At 65.5% G+C, this 22615-nt stretch carries 12 protein-coding genes and 2 CRISPR repeat arrays (1 of these 14 cut by a window edge); of the genes, 5 read left to right on the forward strand and 7 right to left on the reverse strand.

Features of this window, described 5'->3' with window-relative positions; genetic code table 11:
* Nucleotides 1–1708: a CRISPR direct-repeat array (repeat unit 30 nt; unit sequence GCTTCAACCCGTCTACGGTCCTGCTGTAAC) (it extends 4067 nt beyond the left edge of the window).
* A gap of 107 nt (nt 1709–1815) precedes the next feature.
* From cas2 to cas4, 3 genes are read right to left on the reverse strand one after another with little or no spacing between them, the layout of a single operon-like run.
* Nucleotides 1816–2076 carry a CRISPR-associated endonuclease Cas2 gene (cas2, locus tag ACMGFI_RS10090; protein ID WP_436909368.1) on the reverse strand — a complete coding sequence of 87 codons (261 nt, stop codon included), beginning with the start codon at nt 2074–2076 and terminating at the stop codon, nt 1816–1818.
* Nucleotides 2076–3071, reverse strand: a complete 996-nt coding sequence (cas1b, locus tag ACMGFI_RS10095; protein WP_436909369.1) for a type I-B CRISPR-associated endonuclease Cas1b — start codon at nt 3069–3071, stop codon at nt 2076–2078. Before cas1b ends, cas2 begins: the two co-directional genes overlap by 1 nt.
* 5 nt (nt 3072–3076) lie before the next feature.
* On the reverse strand, nt 3077–3622 hold the full coding sequence (gene cas4 / locus ACMGFI_RS10100; protein ID WP_436909371.1) for a CRISPR-associated protein Cas4: 546 nt from the start codon (nt 3620–3622) through the stop codon (nt 3077–3079).
* Nucleotides 3623–3849: 227 nt separating this feature from the next.
* Between cas4 and cas6 the strand changes: the two genes are divergently transcribed.
* The 5 genes from cas6 to ACMGFI_RS10125 are packed head-to-tail and all read left to right on the forward strand — an operon-like array spanning nt 3850 to nt 11574.
* Nucleotides 3850–4644, forward strand: a complete 795-nt coding sequence (gene cas6 / locus ACMGFI_RS10105; protein WP_436909372.1) for a CRISPR-associated endoribonuclease Cas6 — start codon at nt 3850–3852, stop codon at nt 4642–4644.
* Nucleotides 4641–6821 (forward strand): TM1802 family CRISPR-associated protein, encoded by a 2181-nt coding sequence (locus tag ACMGFI_RS10110; RefSeq protein ID WP_436909373.1) that lies wholly within the window; start codon nt 4641–4643, stop codon nt 6819–6821. The genes cas6 and ACMGFI_RS10110 overlap by 4 nt, the downstream gene beginning before the upstream one ends.
* Entirely contained in the window at nt 6818–7894 is a 1077-nt protein-coding gene (gene cas7b / locus ACMGFI_RS10115) for a type I-B CRISPR-associated protein Cas7/Csh2 (RefSeq protein ID WP_436909374.1), read from the forward strand. The genes ACMGFI_RS10110 and cas7b overlap by 4 nt, the downstream gene beginning before the upstream one ends.
* Nucleotides 7894–8751, forward strand: a complete 858-nt coding sequence (gene cas5b, locus ACMGFI_RS10120) for a type I-B CRISPR-associated protein Cas5b (protein WP_436909376.1) — start codon at nt 7894–7896, stop codon at nt 8749–8751. The genes cas7b and cas5b overlap by 1 nt, the downstream gene beginning before the upstream one ends.
* A complete protein-coding gene (locus ACMGFI_RS10125; RefSeq protein ID WP_436909378.1) occupies nt 8752–11574 on the forward strand; it encodes a CRISPR-associated endonuclease Cas3'' in 2823 nt (940 codons plus the stop codon).
* Between the two features lie 102 nt (nt 11575–11676).
* Nucleotides 11677–16700: a CRISPR direct-repeat array (repeat unit 30 nt; unit sequence GTTACAGCAGGACCGTAGACGGGTTGAAGC).
* Nucleotides 16701–17027: 327 nt separating this feature from the next.
* Here the strand turns inward: ACMGFI_RS10125 and ACMGFI_RS10130 are convergent.
* The 4 genes from ACMGFI_RS10130 to ACMGFI_RS10145 form a co-directional block, all read right to left on the reverse strand.
* On the reverse strand, nt 17028–17408 hold the full coding sequence (locus ACMGFI_RS10130) for a DUF8147 domain-containing protein (protein ID WP_436909379.1): 381 nt from the start codon (nt 17406–17408) through the stop codon (nt 17028–17030).
* 64 nt (nt 17409–17472) lie between these two features.
* The gene (locus ACMGFI_RS10135) at nt 17473–19167 is read right to left on the reverse strand and encodes a helix-turn-helix transcriptional regulator (RefSeq protein WP_436909380.1); all 1695 of its coding nucleotides are present in this window, start codon (nt 19165–19167) and stop codon (nt 17473–17475) included.
* A 192-nt stretch (nt 19168–19359) separates the two neighbouring features.
* Complete coding sequence (locus tag ACMGFI_RS10140) at nt 19360–19809, reverse strand: DUF7344 domain-containing protein (protein WP_436909382.1); 450 nt, start codon at nt 19807–19809, stop codon at nt 19360–19362.
* Nucleotides 19810–20286: 477 nt separating this feature from the next.
* Nucleotides 20287–22614: a DEAD/DEAH box helicase gene (locus ACMGFI_RS10145; protein WP_436909383.1), complete on the reverse strand. Its 2328-nt coding sequence runs from the start codon at nt 22612–22614 to the stop codon at nt 20287–20289.
* Between the last annotated feature and the right edge of the window lies 1 nt (nt 22615).

The following is a 22615-nucleotide window of genomic DNA, read 5'->3' on the forward strand; positions in this document are numbered from 1 at the left end:
ACTGCTCCGAACGCTGACGAGACGGTTAGACGGACGCCGCTTCAACCCGTCTACGGTCCTGCTGTAACTCTCTTCGTCGGATACATCCCGTGGACGGCCGGCCGCTTCAACCCGTCTACGGTCCTGCTGTAACAAGCACTTCCGCGATGTTGGCTTGTGCTTCCTCAACGCTTCAACCCGTCTACGGTCCTGCTGTAACGTTCGGTCCGCTCGACCCGCCGAGTCGGACCGCTCGGCTTCAACCCGTCTACGGTCCTGCTGTAACTTGATCTGAGAGAAAGATCAGTTGAGGTGTAGTCTGCTTCAACCCGTCTACGGTCCTGCTGTAACGCCCATCTTCTCGGCGAGTTGAGTTACTCCGCCGTCGCTTCAACCCGTCTACGGTCCTGCTGTAACGGTCGGTTATCGAGTCCGAACCCACACGGAAGTTGGCTTCAACCCGTCTACGGTCCTGCTGTAACTCGGGAAGCTCCCCGTCAGGTCTAACTCAACGGCGCTTCAACCCGTCTACGGTCCTGCTGTAACGGGGTGAGCACCTCGCCGTCGAGTTCCGCGAGGCCGCTTCAACCCGTCTACGGTCCTGCTGTAACGGTGCGCTGGTTGTCCCACTCGGCGATGTCGTCGCTTCAACCCGTCTACGGTCCTGCTGTAACCGTTCGAGGAACTCGTCGACAAGAAGGAACCAGCGGAGCTTCAACCCGTCTACGGTCCTGCTGTAACACGTATCCGATTCCCCAAATAGGTAGGGGCGCGGACAGCTTCAACCCGTCTACGGTCCTGCTGTAACCGCGTTCAACATCTGCCGGGACTGCGGGAGTGAACTGCTTCAACCCGTCTACGGTCCTGCTGTAACGAGTTCGACTCTATTGATCTGCGGCGGTTGGGGTGCTTCAACCCGTCTACGGTCCTGCTGTAACTCGTGATAGCGGGCGGGTAAGTCACGGTTACGACGGCGCTTCAACCCGTCTACGGTCCTGCTGTAACATTCTTGAGCGGGATATACGGATTGACGTAGACCTGCTTCAACCCGTCTACGGTCCTGCTGTAACGCGCGCCTGTGGTGTCGGTACTCATCTGTCTCGTAGCTTCAACCCGTCTACGGTCCTGCTGTAACCAGTTACTCGACACCTTCGACCCGCTCGTCGACGAGATGCTTCAACCCGTCTACGGTCCTGCTGTAACCAGTCTAAGCTATTCATCGGAGACGAGTTCAGCAGCTTCAACCCGTCTACGGTCCTGCTGTAACTCCGCTACCCCTATGCTCACGTACACCCCCTACTCTGCTTCAACCCGTCTACGGTCCTGCTGTAACGATGGGCGACGCCGCGGTCGAGGACATCCGCGAGATGCTTCAACCCGTCTACGGTCCTGCTGTAACCGGTCTCGGTGACGGGGCCAGTCACGTTTTCGGCGCTTCAACCCGTCTACGGTCCTGCTGTAACCGTGTCACCTCGCGTTGTCGACGATTCCGCCGAGGACGCTTCAACCCGTCTACGGTCCTGCTGTAACGCGTGACCTCGACGGCATCCTCCTCGTCGACGACCTGCTTCAACCCGTCTACGGTCCTGCTGTAACACTGAACGAGACCGTCGTCGAGACAGGGTACAATGAGCTTCAACCCGTCTACGGTCCTGCTGTAACTGTCGGCACGCTCGTGCGTGCTGGTCCCGCCGTCAGGGCTTCAACCCGTCTACGGTCCTGCTGTAACCATGGCCGATCTGCGGGCCTACAGGCGGCTAATAGGGGAATACAGACAAACGTTTCCATCGACCCCTAATTCTGTGTGACCCCCCGGGGGGTCGATGAAATCACCGATCAGGTAAACCGACTCCCCGGTTCCGACGAATCACCGTACGTGGAGATCTCGACACTACCGAGACGTTCGGCTTCGAATACCAGTACGGAATCGTCGGGCTGTAGCATCTCTTCGATATCGGTTTTGATCTCGACGAGCAGTCCCGGCGTTACGTCACCGTAGAATACGGAATTCTGGACGTGTTCGAGCCGCTTGCGGAGCATCTTCTTGTACAGGTCCGTCCTGTCTGCGGGCACGTCGTAGACGACGAGTACGAACATCACCACCACCGCTCCGTCGGGTGATACGTCTCCCCGGTCAGGACGTGCTTTTTCAGGCTGTACACGTCGGTGCGAACGAGCGTCTTGTAACTCACGTTGCGCGACAGACGCGGGTGTTCGACTGTCCTGTCCAGTGTCGATTCGAACTCTCGAAGGACCGTTTCCCGGCCGTCCTCGGTCAGCAGACACCCGTCGAGTTCCGACTCGAAGTCGTCGAAGGAGATCTGCTGGCGGTTGACGAGTCGAAACACGACGCGGTCCGCGAGTATCGGCTTGAAGATGTCCGCGATGTCGAGCGAGAGCGTGAACCGGCGCTCTCCGGGCTCGTGCATATAGCCGACCGCCGGGTCGAGGGCGGTCTTCCGTATCGCGGACACGCAGGTCGTATACGTGAGCGCGTTGAGGAACGAGACAAGCGAATTCGCTTCGTTCGACGGGGGATTGTACTCCCGGCGGGTCAGTTCGAACGGATCGCGCAGTATCTCGTCGAACGCTCGATAGTACTCCTTGCGTGCTTGCGCTTCGACACCGCGGAGCGTCTCGACATCATCGGTGTCGTGGGCGCGCTCCTTGAGCGCGTCGAGGTCGTCGATGCTCGCTTCGAAGTCGTGCTCGCGCTGGTCGTAGTACTGGAGGTTCGCGCGCATATTGTGGATGCTCGCGGCGATTATCTGCCGTGCGATCGCGAGCCGGCGCGCGGTGTCATCGTACGCACGGACCTGTTCGACGACCGTATTCCCGGAGACGTGGTCGCGTTTCGGAAGGTACGACCCCTGATAGTAGTCGTTCCAGCCGAAGACGTGTACAGTGACACCGTGGTCGTCGAGCAGGCCGAGGGCGCGCGTGTTGAACGTGATCTGTCCGTGGAGGTAGAGCGCGTCGACGTTCTCGACCTGGAGGTGTTTCGTCTCCCCGTCGAGCGTGTCGATCCGGAGGGTGCTCTCGTCGCGCTTGAGATCGCCGTCCGCGAAGATGTGGTGGTTGGGTTTCGGCATCGATTTCACATCCAGCAGAGGTCCTGGTACAGACAGGCCTCACAGACGGGTTTCTTCTCGAGCGCGGGCGGCGTCTCCGAATCGACGACCTCGACGATACCGCGCAGTACCGACTCGATCCGTTCCCTGTTCTCCTCGTCGAGAGTGACGCGCTCGCGCTTTCGTTCGGTCGGGTACGCGAGGACACCGTCCTTCTCGATATCGAGTACCTCCTCCAGATACCACAGATAGTACAGCAACTGCAAGCGAGCGGGTTCTTCGAGCGTCGAGGATACCTTCACCTCCATGATCTCCCCCGAATCGACCACGTCGATAGAGATCCGCCCGTTCACCTGAAAGGACTCGCGAAGGTCCCTGTAGCTAGATTCGTCGACGTGCGTTCCCCGCCGAATGTTCGCAGCGTCGCGGTCGATGTCGATACCCCGAGACATGAACCAGAGCTCGCGCCTGCAAACTTCGTAGTACTGCACCATCAGGCCGGTAATCCGAACGGGGGGTTCCAGCGACGGGTCCCGTTCGGCCGCGACGATGTCGTCCAGCGTCGTTGCCATGAGCCGAAACTGTATTGTTTCCTCATTAGTCTTTTCACGGGAGTAACACTCGTCCCGGATGCGAGTCGGGGTGCGCCTCAGCACTACGGGGACAGATCCTTTCAGCAGGTCCAGTTCCGGTGGACTCCCGCTCTCGATCGCACCCATAGATTCATACTCCGTCGTGCGAAATCGCTGGAACGTACAATGGGCTGTCACCAAGGGCGAACGACGCACAGGGGTGAGCGGTGCGTCTCCTAGTCAGACTGCGTGCGGAGGCGGACGCCGCCTACGACGACCGATACCACCGTGGACTCGCCGGCCGCGTGTGGCAGGCGCTGGACACACCGCAGTTCGACGACCTCCACGAGAGCGGTGAGCCGTCGGGACTCAGTTTCAGCAACCCGTTCCCGGTGGCTGACATGACGGAGGGCGACAGGCGAAACGTTCTCATCGCGGCGGCGGACGACGACGTGCTCGAGGCGATCGGGGCCGACCTCGTCGAGAACCGGGAGTTCAACGTCGCCGAGATGCCGTTCACCGTCGAAGAGGTAACGGGCGTCTCCCCGGATGTCGGCGAACCGGGGACCGAAGGGGTCCTCGAAACGGCGACGGGGCTCGTCGTGCGGATCCCCCACTGGAAGTTCGACGAGTACGGGATCGACGCGCCGAGCGACGCTCCCGAGTTCTGGAAGCCCGAACACTCCCTCGAACCGCTCCGCGAGCAACTGGAGAACAACCTCGACCGCAAACACGGCCAGTTCTGTGCGGATTACCTGCCCGGACCGAGCGACGTCGCGGAGGGGCTGTTCACCAGCTACGAGCACATCAAATCCTACGCGCTCCCGGTGACGGTGACCGAGGGCGTGACCCAGACGCACGTCCTCTCGAAGTTCCGGTTCGGATATCGCGTCCGCGACGACGACCACCGCCGCCACCTGAACCTCGCGCTGGACGCGGGCCTGGCCGAACGGAACAGCCTCGGGTTCGGGTTCGTGAACGTCCGCGAGGACGAACGCGTGCCGCCCGGAGGGGCCGCGTGAGCGGGACGTTCGCCGACCGGTTCGAGCAGTACTGGGGCGAGATGCCAGTGACCTCGCTCCGGCGAGTGCAGGCGCTCTACGGAGCGATCACCGAAGCGCGTCAATCGGGCGAAAGTGTCGTCCCCGAGGAGTTCCAGATCTACGTGACGCCCGACGAACTCGACGGGTTCACGAGCGACGAGGGGGACGGCCCGAAACTCGTCACGGTGTTCGTCGACCTGACTGGGGAACCGACGTTGGAGGACGTAGACGTGACCGCCGCTCGCTCGGAGCACGTCGACAGACTCGGTTACTCGATCTATCCGTGGGGACGCGGGATCGACCACAGCATCACGGAGCGGGGCGCCAAGAGCGGCTCTTCGGTGTCGCGAACCGCAACGTATTGCGTCGACTGTCTCGAACGGTGGACGAACGCCGACGACCGCGAGCCCGCGATCGGCGAAGTCGCGGCCGAACACCCGGACGGCTGGGTCATCCAGGCGCTCCAGACGCTCGGACAGCGGGACGGGATCGAGGGCGAAATCGAGAAGCGGATCGAACAGCAGTACAGCGGGGGTGACCTGGTTATCGCGACGGTCGCGTGCAGGCTCGACGCGTCGGAGCTGACGCAGGAACCGACCGGCGAACCGACCGACGGCTACTACTACCCCGGCCAGCTCCACGTCCTCAACGCGGGGATGCGAGCGCGTAACGAGGAGAAACTCGCCCGGAAGAACCTCCCGGACTCCAGCCCCCCGTCACGCGGCGAGGCCTCGTGTCTCGTCACCGGCGAGGCGGACGAAGTGTTCGGGACGACCGAGGACCCGCTCGCGTTCTACACCGTCCAGCACGCCGAGAAGTTCCCCGGTCTCCACAAGTCGGAGTCGTGGCGTTCGCACGGGGTCTCTTCGGAGGCCGCGCTGCTCGTAAAGGCCGGGAGCGCGCTCGTCGACGGGTTTCGGACGACTCGACGGGGTCGGGGCGTGTACACGATCCCGTATTTCACGACGATGACGCCGCTCCGCGCGAAGTACCTCGGTGAGACCGCCGAGGGCTCGTCCATAGACACGCAGGCGGAGATGGTCGATATGCAGGAGGACTTCGAACGGGACATCCCAGACGCCGTGGCCGACCTCCGGTTTTACGTTATCGTCGTCCGGAACGACAGCGGTGACATCAACGTCCTGACCGAAGCCCCCGACCTCTCGATACAGCCGGCACGTGCCCTCGCGGACGCGCAGCGAACGGTCCTCGACAGTTCGACCTTCGACACGGTCGCCGGGTTCGAGCACCCGGACGACTGGGGCGTGATCTCGGAGAACCTCGAACCGGGGGAGATCGTTCGGTCGATCGTCGGCGGTCGCTACGCGTACGGGACCCTCTCGATCCCGGACGAGGACGCGCCGGCTGCCGACGACCCCGCCGACTGGCTCACGTTCGCACTGCTCGGCGGTGAGGGCGTTCCGGTCGAGCGACTGCTGTCGGAGTACGTCGCCCGCCTCGTCGACGACCAGCGAGCGGACGAGGAGAACCGCCTCCCGGAGAACCAGCTCAAGGCGCAGTTCGCGCAACTGGAAGCCCTCGCGCGTGCAGAGCGCCTCACGACCGACGAGAGGGCTTCGAATCTCGAACCACTGATACAGATGCCACCGCATACACAGACGGCCGACGACCTCGACGACGAGATCCCCCCCGAGGACCGGGCCGAACTCGAGGGCGAACCCCGGGCACGGTACCGCGAGTACCGGCTCAACCGATTCCTCGCCGAACGGCCGGCGCTCGACCCCGAGACCAACCCGACCCGAAGCGCCGCGTTCCTCGCGGGCGTGTTCGTCGGACAGATCGGGTACTACCAGGCTGACACGCGCGACATGAACCGAACCGCTCTCCAGCAGTACCCGACCGAACAGATGACCGGGCGCCGGATCGACCGTCTGGTGCCCGAGCTCGTCGACAAGGCGAACGCGTACGCGATGGAGAACGAGCACAAGGGCGCGTCGCTGTTCCCGGAACTCGAGGACCTGCTCTCGACGACGCTCACCGCCGTCAACGGGGACTGGGACATCGGTACCGACGACCTGCGCTTTCACTACGCGCTCGGACAGCTCTACGGCAAGCGCGCCGGCTACCGCGCGTATCAACTCAAACAGCGACTCGAACAGGACGTAGCGACCGAGGCCGCCGATTCCGACCAATGACAGACACTACCGACACCGTCACGAACCGCTCCGAGATCGTGTTCATCACCGACGCACAGGACTGCAACCCCAACGGGAACCCGCTGGGCGAGGACCGTCCCCGACGCGACCCGGTGACCGACCAGGGCGTCGTCACGGACGTTCGGCTCAAGCGGTATCTCCGCGACCAGCTCGTCGACGACGGCCACGGGGTGTTCGTGAAAAAGACCGGCGACGGCACGAGCGGCAGCCGCGCGGCGCTCGCGCTCGACGTACTCGGCGACGTGAGCAGCGAGGAAGACCTCGAAGCGATGGACGACATCGCGGGCGAGTTCCTCGCCAACGCGCTCGACGTGCGGTATTTCGGCGCGACGCTCAGTTTCAATCGCGATCCCGAAAACGACGTACACGCGGCGCTCGTCGAGCACTTCGACGGCGGGAACTACACGGGCCCGGTACAGTTCAGCCCCGCGCGCTCGCTGAACGCCGTCGAGATGAACGAGGAGTCGAACTCGCTGACCAGCGTCATCTCCACGACCGACGACAACGAGACCGGCGGGTTCGGCCTCGACGACCACCGGATCAAGTACGGTCTCTTCCCGTTTCACGGGCTCGTCGACGAGCACGGCGCGGCCGAGACCGGCCTCACCGACGCCGACATCGAGCGTCTCGACACGCTCTGTTGGCGCGCGCTGAAAAACCAGACGATCAGCCGTTCGAAGGTGGGCCAGGAGCCCCGGCTCTACCTCCGCGTGGAGTACGACACGGAGGGCTTCCACGACGGCGGGCTCCACAACGCGGTCGAGCTGGACCGCGAGCTGGCGAGCGACACCGACGAGCCGATGAGCGACGACGAACTCCGGAACGTCTCGGACGTCTGTCTCGACGTGACGGTGTTGTGTGACCGTCTGGAGGAGCTCGCCGACCGCATCGAGACGGTGACGGTCGTCGGGAGTCCGTACCTCACGGTGAGCTACGACGGGGAGGTACTCGGCGGAGCCGACGACCTGCCGGCAGAACTCGACCGTCGCGGCGTGCCGGTTCGCACGGTGGACGTGTACGAGGAGTTCGAGGCGACCCTCCCGGACGCCTAATGGCTCGTCGAGATAGCGAGGGTGCGTACCGGGGTGACACGGTCACCGCGACGGACCCACCGGAGGTCACCGAGGGCGTCCCCTCGAAGTGTCTGACCTTCACGCTCAGCGGCGACTGGGGGCACTTCCGGCGCATCGACCGAACGGTGACCAAACAGACCTATCGCGTTCCGCCCCGGACGACCCTCGCGGGCCTGTTGGCCGCCGTCGTCGGCGTCGGTCGCGACGGCTACTACGACATCTTCGAGCGAGAGTCGTCCGCCATCGCCGTCGAACTGCTGAACAGGCCGCGAACCGCGACGCTTCCGACGCTGGGACTGGGGACGAACCCGAGCGAGACCTTCGATAGCGCCGGTGGAACCGGTAACAAGACCGTGAAGGCGCGCTATCCGGACAGCACGGACGCTCGGCAGTTGCACAGCTACCACTACCTGGTCGACCCGGCGTATCGGATCTCCGTCGCCGTGGAGGACCCGACGTTCTACGGAACGCTCCGGGACCGGCTGGAGACCGGTCGGTCGTACTACCCGCCAACCCTCGGGCTCTCCGAGTTGCACGCGACACTCGGATACGGGGACGACCGACACACCGGTGAATTCGACGTGGCGCGCGCCGCCGTCGGCGGTGAAACGACCGTCGACGGCATCGTCCCCGACGGTATCGACGCGATCCGTCCCGGTTCCGGGGTGACCTACGCCGTCGAGCGCGTCCCGGGGACCATGACTGCTGACGAGACGGCACGGACGACCACCTCCTACGTCGACTACGCCTTCCGGGAAGATACCGAGGGCCTCACCGTCGACGGGTCGAAGCTCCCGGTTGCCGACGTTGACGGCCGACGGCTGGTGTTCGCCTGAATGTACGACACCGTCGTCTCTCGCCTCGGTGAGGACGGGGTGGAAGAACTCCGAGACCACGGGGAAGCTGTCGGCACGTTCGCGCCGACCCTCGCCGGGGACGGAATCGGGTCGGTCCTGTCGACTGCCGGCTGGCTCCACGACCTGGGGAAAGCGACGACCTATTTCCAGCGGTACATCCGCCCCGACGGCTACGTCGAGCACAAGACCTACACGTACCACGCTCGGCTCGGCGCCTTCGCCGCGTTTCACGTCCTCACGGTCCGCAACGTGAGTGACCGCGACCGCCTCGCCGGCCTCCTCGCCGTCTTGAGCCACCACGGACAGCTGCCCGACACGGCCGAGAAGCTAGTCGACGTTATCACCTCCGAACGGCGCGGGACAGCGAACGCGTACGTCGGTGCCCAGTGCGAGGATATCCGGGAGTACGCCGCTGGGAGGTCAGTCGCGGACGCGCTACTGCGCCGCGCGTCGGGGGGCGAAACCGACTGGGCGACGTTCGAGTCGGCGCTCGAAGGCGGCGCTCTCTACGACGAACTGCTCGACCTGACGACCTCGGTCGAGAACGAGGCGCTCACGCTCGACAGCGACGTCGGCGACCCCGACCCGGATCAGTTACCCGAGCGTCTCTACGACAGAGCGCTACGGGTCTGGAGCGGGCTGACCCTCGCGGACAAGACTTGCGCGGCCGGACTCGAAGACGACGAGCGGTTGCGTCCCGAGTCGCTCCAGCTGTCGGATCTCGAGGCGTGGATCGAAACCGAGCGAGACGACGCCGGGTTGACCGACGACCCCGAGATCACCGACACCGATTCCCTGGACGTCGACGTCACCGACGAGGCGTCGCTCAATCAGCTCCGCGAGGGTCTACGACGCCGCGTCCGGGAAAACGCGGGAGCGCTGACCCGCTCGGAGGCGAACGTGGCGACGCTCACACTCCCGACGGGACTCGGGAAGACGTTCACCGGACTCACCGCGGCCTACACCGTCCGCGAGGAGCTCGAACGCGAGGCCTCCGGTGAGGCGGCCCAGCCCCGGGTCGTGTACGCGCTCCCCTACACGTCGATCATCGAACAGATACGCGGCGAGTTCGAGGCGGTGTTCGATGCCGACCCCCGCGGCCGCGCGCTCACCGTCCATCACTACCTGACGGATACCGTCATCTACCCCACGGTCGAAGGCGACCGCGGGGACGACACGCTCGACGACGGCAGTCATTTCGACGCGAGCCACTTCGGCGAAGCGTGGCGATCCGGGACCGTCCTGACGACGTTCGTCCAGTTGTTCGAGAGCCTGACGGGACCGACGAACGCCCAGGGACTCAAGCTGCCGGCTCTGGAGGACGCCATCGTGATCCTCGACGAACCGCAGACGCTCCCGACGGAATGGTGGCCGGCGATCCGATACCTCACTCGGTTGCTCGTGACGGAGTACGACGCACACGTCGTCTCGATGACGGCCACCCAACCGTCGCTGTTCACGGACGCGGAGTTCGAGACCGCGTCGCTTCTCTCGGATTCGGGGACCGAAACCACCGAACTCACGCGTGCGTGTTTCGAGGCGGTCGAACGAACGCGGTACCGGATCGACCCGTCGCTTCGAGAGTACCCCGACGAGGACCGCCTCGTCCCACACGCGCGGGCCGGCCGGCGACTGGCCGAGGCGGTCACCGGAGACGCCGCGGACCACACCTCGACGCTCGCCGTCTGTAACACCATCGCCAGCGCGGTCGAACTCGCCACGGAGACGAGAGACGCGCTGGAATCCGACGGCGTCGCCGTCGATCACCTGGGCGAGCGCTATCGCGAGGTGTTGCACGAACGAGGCCACGGGGCCTCGTTCGAAGACCGGCCGACGACGGACGAACTCGCTCGGGAGCTGTTGAACCGACTGGGGTTCGAGGTCGGCGAGTACGATCCGGAGACGCCGCTCGTCGAACAGGACTGGACGCGAGCGGACGGCTCAGAAGCGATACTCGTCGGCGAGTTCTCCTCGCGGTATCGTCCCCGCGACCGCCGAGTGCTCGTGACGGTCGCCACGATCCTCGCTCGGCGCGACCACCCGTTCGTCCTCGTTTCGACGCAGGCGGTCGAGGCCGGCGTCGACATCAGCTTCGGCTCCGTCTACCGGTCCGTCGCCCCGATCGACAGCGTCGTGCAGGCGGCGGGGCGCTGTAACCGGTCGTTCGAATGGGGCGAGCGAGGCGGAGACGTGACCGTGTGGGCGCTGGCTCCGACAGAGGGTGCCGAGACGTGTCCCGCACGGCAGGTGTATCGACCCGCGACGCGGCTCGAAACGGCGACGACGATCTTGACGGATCTCGCCGCCGAGAGCGAGACGGACTGGGTACCCGACAGCACTATCGCGACCGAAGCGGTCCCGGCGTACTTCGAGTGGATCGAGGGCGCCGATCTGGGGGGCCGCGACCTCGTTCGGGCACTCCGCGACTGCGACGGGGACGAGCTACGCGACGCCAGTTTGATCGACGACAGCTACGATACGTGCGACGTTATCGTCGCGCACACGCCAGCCGAGAACGCGGAGGTACAACGAGTGTCGGACCTCCTGTCGAGCGCAGACCCGACCGACCGAGCGGAGGGGTTCGAACGCCTACAGGGACTCAGCGACCTACGGGTGTCGGTTCCCGTCTCGGAGATCGAGGATGTCGCCGCGAGTTTCTCGCGCCTGGACAAGACCGCCCGCGCCGACGCCGACGGGGTCGGCGTTCTCCAGACAACTCGATGCGGTCGCGGCCAACATTACGACCTCTCCGACGGAGGGCTCCGCGTGACCGACGTCATCGACGACCGATTCTCACTGTGACACTCCATCGACCCCCCGGGGAGTCACCCAGAATTGAGGGTCGATGAAAATACTTGTGTGGATGCCGACGATAGCACTACTCAGGCCAGCGAACCGGCCATAGTTACAGCAGGACCGTAGACGGGTTGAAGCAAATCCGCTGTGACGGTCGCGAGGCGGCGTCTCGCGAGTTACAGCAGGACCGTAGACGGGTTGAAGCCCGCCGCCGGTGTAGCCCGTCGCGCTGGGTTTGAACTCGTTACAGCAGGACCGTAGACGGGTTGAAGCACGTTTACCCACCTCTTCGAGAACGTCGCCAGCGGTTACAGCAGGACCGTAGACGGGTTGAAGCGTCCCGCTCTTCCAGTTCAGCGAGCGCCTCGCTCAGGTTACAGCAGGACCGTAGACGGGTTGAAGCTGGGACGACGCGCAGTCCGAGCGCGGCCCCGGCGCGGTTACAGCAGGACCGTAGACGGGTTGAAGCACCGAAGTTCATCACATCGACGGGGATGCGCTGAAGTTACAGCAGGACCGTAGACGGGTTGAAGCAAAGTACTCAAACAATCCAATCATCTCCGCCAGCGAGTTACAGCAGGACCGTAGACGGGTTGAAGCGCGCTGGGGCTGTTCCTCGTCGGCCTCGTCGCGACGTTACAGCAGGACCGTAGACGGGTTGAAGCAGTCGGCCAGCAGGACCGATCAGCGCACTGATCTGGTTACAGCAGGACCGTAGACGGGTTGAAGCAACGCCGCGAAGATAGAGGTGGGCGACGACCAGGAGTTACAGCAGGACCGTAGACGGGTTGAAGCGTCACGCTCCGCTGCTGGCCGCACCCCGACGTAGACGTTACAGCAGGACCGTAGACGGGTTGAAGCGAGCTCCGAGACGGGACCTTGACCCTTGACCTACGGTTACAGCAGGACCGTAGACGGGTTGAAGCACGGAGAAGACCATCCAGGCCGATAGTCTGTGGCGTTACAGCAGGACCGTAGACGGGTTGAAGCTACGATGAAGATGCTAGCGAACTTAGAGCAGAGGAGGGTTACAGCAGGACCGTAGACGGGTTGAAGCGGCCTCTCGCTGGTCGACAAGCTCTCGCGCGCGCTGGTTACAGCAGGACCGTAGACGGGTTGAAGCGCCTCGACCGTCGAAACCTTCCGGTCCTCCGAGCAGTTACAGCAGGACCGTAGACGGGTTGAAGCGTCCTGCTGACTCCACGGGCCGGAGATGATACTGGTTACAGCAGGACCGTAGACGGGTTGAAGCACGGAAGTCAGCAACGGGGGGGACGACCGATGAGCGTTACAGCAGGACCGTAGACGGGTTGAAGCAGATGGCCGGCTCAGTGTCTGAGACGTGCGAACAGCGTTACAGCAGGACCGTAGACGGGTTGAAGCACGCAGTACGTCGGCGACCGCGGGATGCGCCTCAAGCGTTACAGCAGGACCGTAGACGGGTTGAAGCGATATCGTGGTTCCCGCCCATACTCATGCCGGCCGTGTTACAGCAGGACCGTAGACGGGTTGAAGCAGGTAATCGCCCGACACCACCATCGGTCCGCCGGAGTTACAGCAGGACCGTAGACGGGTTGAAGCGCCTTCCCGCTGGACCTGTTCGCGACGCGGACCGACCGCAAGTTACAGCAGGACCGTAGACGGGTTGAAGCGCGGCGGTGCCCGACGAGGAGGGCCAGCAGGCCACGGTTACAGCAGGACCGTAGACGGGTTGAAGCAGTCGAACGTTGCTCGCGTCCGGGTCGACCTCGTGTTACAGCAGGACCGTAGACGGGTTGAAGCTGCTTGAGCCACACGCCGATCGACACCAGGGGCGAGTTACAGCAGGACCGTAGACGGGTTGAAGCATATCACCCCAGGACTGGCCGTCGCCGGCGCCGGCGGTTACAGCAGGACCGTAGACGGGTTGAAGCACCACGAACGTCGAGATCATCAACAGCGGCGGCGGGTTACAGCAGGACCGTAGACGGGTTGAAGCGCGCCGCTGGGTGGGTGACTGTCGGAAAACCGGTCACGTTACAGCAGGACCGTAGACGGGTTGAAGCAGCGTCTCGCTGGAGTATACCGACGTGACCCCGGGTTACAGCAGGACCGTAGACGGGTTGAAGCAGTCTTCGAGAGGACGAAACAAGTGGTAAAGGAAATCGTTACAGCAGGACCGTAGACGGGTTGAAGCGAGCAGCTCGTCGACGACGACACGATCGGGATCATGTTACAGCAGGACCGTAGACGGGTTGAAGCGCGATGTCCCACACCGGCATCGACACCGAGCGCGGTTACAGCAGGACCGTAGACGGGTTGAAGCCCCCGCGATGGTCGCCGGGTCCTACTCCCCGAACAGTTACAGCAGGACCGTAGACGGGTTGAAGCTACTATGGTGGCCGTCAGCAGGTTTCTGGTTGCGTTACAGCAGGACCGTAGACGGGTTGAAGCACCAAGCGAGCGTCCTGGCTCTCGCTGCTCGCGCTGTTACAGCAGGACCGTAGACGGGTTGAAGCCCAGCATCTCCCGCGCCTCGTCGCGGACGGGAGCCCGTTACAGCAGGACCGTAGACGGGTTGAAGCACGGGCGTCTCTCGCGTCGAAATTGAGAGTGCCAGTTACAGCAGGACCGTAGACGGGTTGAAGCTCCGGGCGCGGGACGCCGCCGGGACTTAAGCAGGCGAGTTACAGCAGGACCGTAGACGGGTTGAAGCTCCCCTCGGGGTCGGGGTACTCGTCTCCGTCGTCAGTGTTACAGCAGGACCGTAGACGGGTTGAAGCTCCCCTCGGGGTCGGGGTACTCGTCTCCGTCGTCAGTGTTACAGCAGGACCGTAGACGGGTTGAAGCGACGCCCCGATGATGACCCCGAGGGCGAGGATGATCGTTACAGCAGGACCGTAGACGGGTTGAAGCTCCGTGACGAGCGGGCTGCCGTCGTCACCCTGCACCTGTTACAGCAGGACCGTAGACGGGTTGAAGCAAGGTCACGACCGACGAGCGTCCGGTGACCGTCACCGTTACAGCAGGACCGTAGACGGGTTGAAGCTTTGTCGAAACCGCGCGCGCCAAAGTGAGCGCCGAGTTACAGCAGGACCGTAGACGGGTTGAAGCGGTCCTCAATCCCCCGGCGAGCGACTGTGCCTCGTTACAGCAGGACCGTAGACGGGTTGAAGCACGAGTATCACGAAACCGTCGAGTATCCGCAGGGTTACAGCAGGACCGTAGACGGGTTGAAGCTCCGTGGTGACGGCGTTGGCGTCGAAGTCCACGTGTTACAGCAGGACCGTAGACGGGTTGAAGCCCCATCGACGACGCCGACCCGGCGTCGGTCGCCTTCGTTACAGCAGGACCGTAGACGGGTTGAAGCTTCCCCGCTTCCAGTTGAAGCGTGGGGGACCCACCCGTTACAGCAGGACCGTAGACGGGTTGAAGCGACGATCCCGAGTGGATAGAGACGCTCGCTGACCACGGTTACAGCAGGACCGTAGACGGGTTGAAGCGACCCCGTGACTGTATTTGGATAGCGAACACACGCCGGTTACAGCAGGACCGTAGACGGGTTGAAGCACCTGAAGTGGGAAGCGATCTACATCGGGAAGGGAGAGTTACAGCAGGACCGTAGACGGGTTGAAGCGCGTCCGCGTCGAAGTGGTCGTTGAAGGCTCCGTGTTACAGCAGGACCGTAGACGGGTTGAAGCAAGCTACGGCGCGACGGTGACGGGGACGAGGTGGCCGGTTACAGCAGGACCGTAGACGGGTTGAAGCTCGGAGACCTTCCGGATACCCGGCGAGACCTCGTTCGCGTTACAGCAGGACCGTAGACGGGTTGAAGCGTCCCGAGCGGCCGCGGTATTCAGATTCGGAAAATGGTTACAGCAGGACCGTAGACGGGTTGAAGCCCGCAATTCGGGCACTCGGGCGGCCCCCTCATCGGGTTACAGCAGGACCGTAGACGGGTTGAAGCGAGTCTTCCATCCGCCGTGTGCCCGGTGGGCGGACGTTACAGCAGGACCGTAGACGGGTTGAAGCGAACCGCAACCCGTTCGTCCCGGGCTCCTCGGGGTGTTACAGCAGGACCGTAGACGGGTTGAAGCAGCTCGGTCGCGCGGACGAGGTCGGCCGCCATCTCGTTACAGCAGGACCGTAGACGGGTTGAAGCATCGCCGTCGACGGGCAGATGACTGCCCGAGCGCTTGTTACAGCAGGACCGTAGACGGGTTGAAGCTTCTGCTCGGAAGACTGCAAGAAGGAAGCACAGTAGTTACAGCAGGACCGTAGACGGGTTGAAGCGACGACGGCATGTTCTGGTTCAAGCCAGCGAACTTCGTTACAGCAGGACCGTAGACGGGTTGAAGCTGACGGACGCCGCGGCTCGCGATCTCGCAGTGGAGAGTTACAGCAGGACCGTAGACGGGTTGAAGCCGGCGCCACAGCTTCCGTTCCTCGGGGTCGAGGACCTGTTACAGCAGGACCGTAGACGGGTTGAAGCCACCGGAACACGATTTCATCGAATATCAAACCATTAGCGTTACAGCAGGACCGTAGACGGGTTGAAGCTCGAATTCCGGACCAGCGGTAGCATCACCGCCTCCGGTTACAGCAGGACCGTAGACGGGTTGAAGCAAGCGCGACCTGGGCGACGACTACCGCCTGACCGCCGGTTACAGCAGGACCGTAGACGGGTTGAAGCTGCGACCAGTGCTCGCTCGCGCGCGGCGACGGCCGCCAGTTACAGCAGGACCGTAGACGGGTTGAAGCGTCCTGCGGAAAGCCCGTGAGAAGGGGATTCGCCTCGTTACAGCAGGACCGTAGACGGGTTGAAGCAACACCAGCAACAGACCCAGATGCAGGTCCAGCGGGCGTTACAGCAGGACCGTAGACGGGTTGAAGCTGCCTGAAGAAGTGGTCGAAAAAGGCCCCGAGTGCGTTACAGCAGGACCGTAGACGGGTTGAAGCTCGCTGTCGTCGCCCTCCGCGGCGTCCTCCACGTGTTACAGCAGGACCGTAGACGGGTTGAAGCAGGTGGGGGAAGTGGCATGAGCGACACCCTGCCCTGCGTTACAGCAGGACCGTAGACGGGTTGAAGGCACGACCACGACCGACGACGGCGGTCCCGAGCCGTTACAGCAGGACCGTAGACGGGTTGAAGCTGGGGCCAGGTGGTGATCTCGCTCGTGTTGGCGGTGTTACAGCAGGACGTAACGGACTGGAGGTGGATCTGAACATCCTTTCTGATCGTCTCGGTCGACGTTACGGAACGGATGTCGACAGGGTGAAGGTAGCACATCGCTGTCGGGGGCACAACAGGGACATCGTACAGAAGGGCCGAAGCGAATCCCGGCAATTACAGCAGATTCCCGACCACCCGGCCCACACGGCGATCGAGGGCGTGTGAAGAGACTCCACGATAGGGACGATTCGACAATCGAACCGAACTGATAGCCTCGAAGAACGGCCGGGAGAACTCTCGATGCCGTTCAACCGGTTAACGATCGGGTTTCGGCGGGGTCCAGCACGTACGTCCCGGCCGCGGTGAGGACCGCCACGAACGCCGCGAGCGTGAGCGCCCGGGAGTTCGGGAGGGAGAAAGCTCCGACGGTGACGGCGAGGGTGAGGAGGAAGGTGACGCCGTAGGCGCCGACGGCGACGGCGACCCGGCGCGACCGGGTCGGGACCCTGTCGCCGCTCCCGACGAGGACCAGCGCGGCGGCGGTCACGCCGGCGACGAACCCGACCGGCAGGCCGACGAACAGCGAGAACCCGATCCACCGGAGGGCGAACTCGGTGACCGCCGCTCCGACGGCGAGGAAGGTGGCGAGCCCGGCCGCCAGCGCGACCGCGAGCGTGCGAGCGTGCATACCCGGTCTTCTCGCGGCCGCGTGAAATAGCTCGGGCGGGGACGGTCACTCCGGGGGCGGGCGGCTAGTCGTCGAAGGCCGACTCGGCGCCCGGGGGGAGGTCCTCGGGGCGCATCACGACGTTGCCCCGGCCCACGTCGACCTTGACGATGCTGTCCTCGTCCTCCATCGCCGAGAGGACGCGGCTCACCTTCGACTTCGACCAGTCGGTCTCCTCGACGATGTCGGCCTGGCGCATCCGGCCGTCGTGGTCGTCGAGCAGCGTGAACACCACCTCCTCGTCGGAGAGGAACTCCGTCGGCACCTCGTCGTCGGTCGCGGCCGACTCGCTCTCGCCCCCGGCCGCGCCGGTGTCACTGCCGGCACCGGCGCCGTCGCTGGAGACAGCGGTCGCGGCCGGGGCGTCGGGCCGGTCGCTCCCGTCGGTGTCGGACTCGGATCGGTCGGTCCCGAGCGTCCGGCGGAGACGGCCGAGCGGCGCGTAGCCGGCCCACGCGAGCAGCGCGAGCACCGCGACGGCGGCGACGCCGACGCCGACGAGGCCGGCGACCGCGAGCGACAGCCGGTCGGCGGCGGTGTCGACCTCGCGGGGGTCGGGGACGCCGTCGTCGTCGGTGTCGGGGTCGGTCGGGTCCGTCTCGTAGCGGTTGACCTCCGGGCCGTCCTCGAGGCCGTCGCCGTCCGTGTCGGGGTTCGTCGGGTTGGTGTCGTAGGTGTTGACCTCGGCGCCGTCTTCGAGTCCGTCGTCGTCGGTGTCGGGGTCGGTCGGGTCCGTCTCGTAGCGGTTGACCTCCGGGCCGTCCTCCAGGCCGTCCCCGTCCGTGTCGACCTGGTTGGGGTCGGTGTCGTAGGTGTTGACCTCGAGGTTGTCGTCGAGGCCGTCGCCGTCCGTGTCTGCCTCGGTGGGGTTCGTCTCGTACTCGTTGATCTCGGCGCCGTCGTCGAGGCCGTCGCCGTCCGTGTCGGGGTCGGTCGGGTCCGTCTCGTAGGTGTTGACCTCCTTTCCGTCGGGGACGCCGTCGCCGTCCGTGTCGGCCTTGTTGGGGTTGGTCCCCAGTTCGAGCTCGCGCGGGTCGGGCAGGCCGTCGTCGTCCGTGTCGACCTTCGTGGGGTCGGTCTGATAGCGCTCGATCTCCGCGTAGTCGCTGAGGCCGTCGCCGTCCGTGTCGGGGTTCGTAGGCGAGGTCTCGTAGGTGTTGACCTCGGCGCCGTCCTCGAGGCCGTCGCCGTCCGTGTCGTTCGACCGGAGGTCGGTCTCCAGCGCGGCCTCGCGCTCGTTCGTGAGGCCGTCGTCGTCGAGGTCGCCCTGGCGGGTGATCACGGTGACGGGGTAGGTCTCGGTGTCCAGCGGCGTCGACGCGTTGGCCGCGGTGACCGACACCCGGAGCCGCTGGTCCCCGGTGAAGTTGGCCGGCCACGAGCCGACCTCGACGGTAGCCGTCTGGTTCCCGCCGGCCGGCACCATGACGGACTGACAGCCGAGTTCGCGGTCGGTGCCGTCGACGACGACGCACGTCGAGCCCCCGTCGACCCCGGCGTCGCTGGCGACCGTGACCGCGAAGCGGTGGGCGCCGGACTGCCAGAGCGTGAGGCCCTCGCCGACGCCGGTCACCGCCCCGTCGCCCTCGTACTCCGTGGCCGTGATACGCGCGTCCGGGTCCGCCGTCGCGGTCGCGTCCGTCGCCGTCGAGACCGCCGGCGCCGCGGTACCGGCCAGTACGAGCGCCGCGAGGATCCAGACGTGGAGGTTCCGTGCCATGGAGTCGTGGATTGCCTGCCGTCGCCGCTACGTCGGGGCCGCCCCCGTGCCCGACGCCGGTGACAGATCGTCCCTTGTTGGGTGGCTGGCGTTAGGAACCTTACGCCCCCGCCGGAAGGGTATGGCCACCTTTCCGCGGTCAATCGCCGCTTTCTCTCCCGCCGCGCACCCGGTCGCGCCGGTAGGGACCTGTTACGACAGCCGGCCGCTTCCGGTCGCCGGGCCCGTGCCGCCGCTCGACGGACCGTCGGTGCCGGACCCCCCGTTCGTCTCCTCGTCGGCGACGCTCTCGCTCGTCCCCTCGCCGTCCAGGGTCCCGAGAACCCGTCCCCCGTCCCGGGTCCCGCCGCGGTCCGCCCACGGCTCGCTGACCGAGAGCTTCATCTCCTCGGAGAGCCGGACGGTCCCGGAGCGCGGGTCGTACGCGAGGACGCCGAAGTCGTCGAGTTTCGAGAGGTGGGCACAGCCGAGGCGCCGCCGGACGCGGTCGACGACCGTCTCGTCCGCCGGGGCCGGCCGCTCGTGGCCGCGCCACCACCCGACGAGGTGCGCCGCCAGCGCCTCGACCGACGACCGACCGCCGACCTCCTGCAGGTGATAGAGGATCGCCCGCCGTTCCCAGTCGGAGAAGATGTCGTGCATGGTCTGGATACCCGTCGAGCCGGACCGTCGGCTGTCCCCTGCCGGTGCCGCGCGTGAGTGCGTGTCTGACATGGTTCGTGAGCGGGGCTCCGGGCCGGTGCCGCCGACGCCGGTGGTCCACTGCGCCCCGTGTCAGGTCGGACGCTCGACAGTGGCAAAGAACCGCAAACACGTCCCGCCAGTTGCCACCGTTTACCGACGTTCCGTCGCTCCGGGCGCCGCGAAATCGGGACATAGCGGCCCGATCGGAACGCAACGTCCGGCGGACCGAAACGGTTGCAACGATCGCTCGAACCGCAGAAACAGTCGAAACGGTCGGATCCCATACCGTTTCGAGGGCGGACGATCACCCCCGGATCCGACCGCTCGTCGACCGGCGGGTCCGAGCGGTGGGCGAGGGAGCGGCTGCTCGTCGAGGGCGATCAGCCGGCGAGAGTGAGGGACGGCCGCCCGGGAAACGGACGGAGCCGACGGCCGTCAGTCGACGAGCGCGGCGAGCAGGTCGGCGGCCAGGTCCTTCTCCAGCGGGTCGTTGGCGTTGCCGCAGTGGGGCGACTGGACGCAGGCCGGACAGCCCGACTCGCAGGGGCAGTCCCGGAGCATCCCCAGCGTCCGCTCCACGAGGTCGACGACCGTCTCGTAGGCCCGCTCTGTCAGCCCGACGCCGCCGGGGTAGCCGTCGTAGACGAAGACCGTCGCGCAGTCGGTGTGGGGATGCTGCGGCGTCGAGAGTCCGCCCACGTCCCGGCGGTCACAGAGGAAGGACAGGGGGAACAGCGAGATCATCCCGTGTTCGGCGGCGTGGATCGCCCCCGGGAACGCGTCGTGGCCGTCGCCCGCCGCCCGAATCTCGGTCTCAACTTCCCCGGGAACCGTGAAGTAGACGGCCTCGGTCTCGAGCGTCGTCTCGGGCAAGTCCAGCGGCTCCCGCCCGATCGGCTCCCCGCTCTGTCGGTCGTAGCGCTCGAATCCCGTGATCTGCTTGCGCATACTCACGTCCGCGAACCGGACCGTCACCTCGGGGTGGGTGGGCAGGGTCTGCTCGCCCCGATCCGCCTCGACGGTGATCGTCTTGTCGTGGAGCACCTGCGTGTAGTAGTCCGGGCGCACCGGCGCCAGCTCCGCCACGTCCGCTCGCAGGTCCAGGTCCACGACCTCGTAGTCCTGACCCTGGTGATGGTAGACGGCGCCCTCGTGGGCGTCCCGGAGCGCGTCGGCGAAGGGGAGTTCGGCGATCCGGTCCCCGTCGCGGCGGTCGCGAAGCTGGACCTCGCGGTCGCCGACGGTCCGCAGGCTCATCTCGTGCTGTGGGCTACCCTCCCCCGAGTACAGCCAGCGCAGGCCCGCGTCGGTCGACCGGCGGTCGAGGTCGCCGGCCTCGGTCAGGTCCGCGACGACGTCGGGAAACGGCTCGCCGAAGTGGCGGTCGTCGTCGGGCCGCAGCCACGTCTCGCGTGCGGCCGCGAGGGCGTGGTCGGGCAGGAGGTGTTCGTTCTCGGGGTTGGAGATAGCCTCTTCCGGTTCCTCGTCGAAGAAATCGCGCGGGTGGGCCATCAGGTACTGGTCGAGCTGGTCCTCGCCGGCGACCATCGCCACCAGCGACGGGTCGGTCCCGCGGCCGGCGCGGCCGCCCTGCTGGAACGCGGCCATCCGCGTCCCGGGGTAACCGTCGAGCAGGACCGCGTCGAGGCCGCCGATGTCGACGCCGAGTTCGAGCGCGTTCGTCGACCAGACACCACGCACGTTTCCGGAGTCGAGGCCGTCTTCGATCTCGCCGCGGCGCTCGTCGGTGAGCGCGGCCTGGTAGGCCTCGACGGATCGGGCCAGATCGTGCTCGCCCCGCTCGCGCAGGTCGCTCGCGCTGTCGGTCGCGTAGCGCTCCGCGACCTGCCGGGACTGCGTGAAGACGACGGTCTGGTGGCCCTTCGTCACGAGGTCGACGAACAGCCGCTTGGTCTCGACGTGGTTCGACCGCCGCCGGCCGCTCCCGAACTCCTCACCGTCGTCGTACTCCGGGGGATTCCAGAACAGCCAGTGGGTCGGCCCCGTCGCGCTCGTGTCCTCGTCGACGAGTTCGAACGAGTCGGGCGACTGGCCGGTGACCGTCGCCGCGTGGTCGACCGGGTTGCCGATCGTCGCCGAGCAGCAGACCCAGTCGGGGGCGGCGTCGAAGCGTTCGCAGAGCCGGGCCAGTCGCCGGAAGACGAGCGAGACGTGACTGCCGAACACGCCGCGGTACTCGTGGACCTCGTCGACGACGACGGTCTCCAGGCGCTCGAAGAACCAGTCCCACAGCCGGTGCCCGTGGGGCATGATCCCGTAGTGGAGCATGTCCGGGGTCGTCAGTAGCACCGTCGGCTGGCGGTCGCGGATGGCCTCCTTCTCCGTGCGGTCCTGGCGGCCGGTGTACTGCGCCACGGAGACGCCCGACCCGAAGCCGAGCCCGTGGGCCAGCTCCGACAGCGTCTCCTCCTGGTCGTTGATGAGCGCGACCTGCGGGGCGATATAGAGGGTCGTCGCCCGCTCGTCGAGCGCCCGCTCGAAGGCCGGCACCGTGTAGCCGACCGACTTCCCGCTGGCCGTCGGCGTCGCCAGCACGACGTTGTCACCCCCTCGAACAGCCGAGACGGCCCGCGCCTGGTGGTCGTACAGCCGGTCGATCCCCTTCGACTCCAGCGCGCTCGCGAGCCGCGAGTCCAGGTCCACGTCGCCGAAGGTCGCCTCGCGGCCGGGGGTCGTCCGCCGCTCGGTGATCTGACCCTCGTAGTAGGGGCGGCCCTGCAGCCACCGGATCGTCTCGTCCACG

This window comes from Halosimplex marinum (assembly GCF_051414075.1).
Classification (GTDB): domain Archaea; phylum Halobacteriota; class Halobacteria; order Halobacteriales; family Haloarculaceae; genus Halosimplex; species Halosimplex marinum.

Bases quoted from the DNA above. Each gene is read 5' to 3' on its own strand.
- cas2 (WP_436909368.1), bottom strand. From the start codon at position 2,076: ATGTTCGTACTCGTCGTCTACGACGTGCCCGCAGACAGGACGGACCTG.
- cas1b (WP_436909369.1), bottom strand. From the start codon at position 3,071: ATGCCGAAACCCAACCACCACATCTTCGCGGACGGCGATCTCAAGCGC.
- cas4 (WP_436909371.1), bottom strand. From the start codon at position 3,622: ATGGCAACGACGCTGGACGACATCGTCGCGGCCGAACGGGACCCGTCG.
- cas7b (WP_436909374.1), top strand. From the start codon at position 6,818: ATGACAGACACTACCGACACCGTCACGAACCGCTCCGAGATCGTGTTC.
- cas5b (WP_436909376.1), top strand. From the start codon at position 7,894: ATGGCTCGTCGAGATAGCGAGGGTGCGTACCGGGGTGACACGGTCACC.
- ACMGFI_RS10125 (WP_436909378.1), top strand. From the start codon at position 8,752: ATGTACGACACCGTCGTCTCTCGCCTCGGTGAGGACGGGGTGGAAGAA.
- ACMGFI_RS10130 (WP_436909379.1), bottom strand. From the start codon at position 17,408: ATGCACGCTCGCACGCTCGCGGTCGCGCTGGCGGCCGGGCTCGCCACC.
- ACMGFI_RS10135 (WP_436909380.1), bottom strand. From the start codon at position 19,167: ATGGCACGGAACCTCCACGTCTGGATCCTCGCGGCGCTCGTACTGGCC.
- ACMGFI_RS10140 (WP_436909382.1), bottom strand. From the start codon at position 19,809: ATGCACGACATCTTCTCCGACTGGGAACGGCGGGCGATCCTCTATCAC.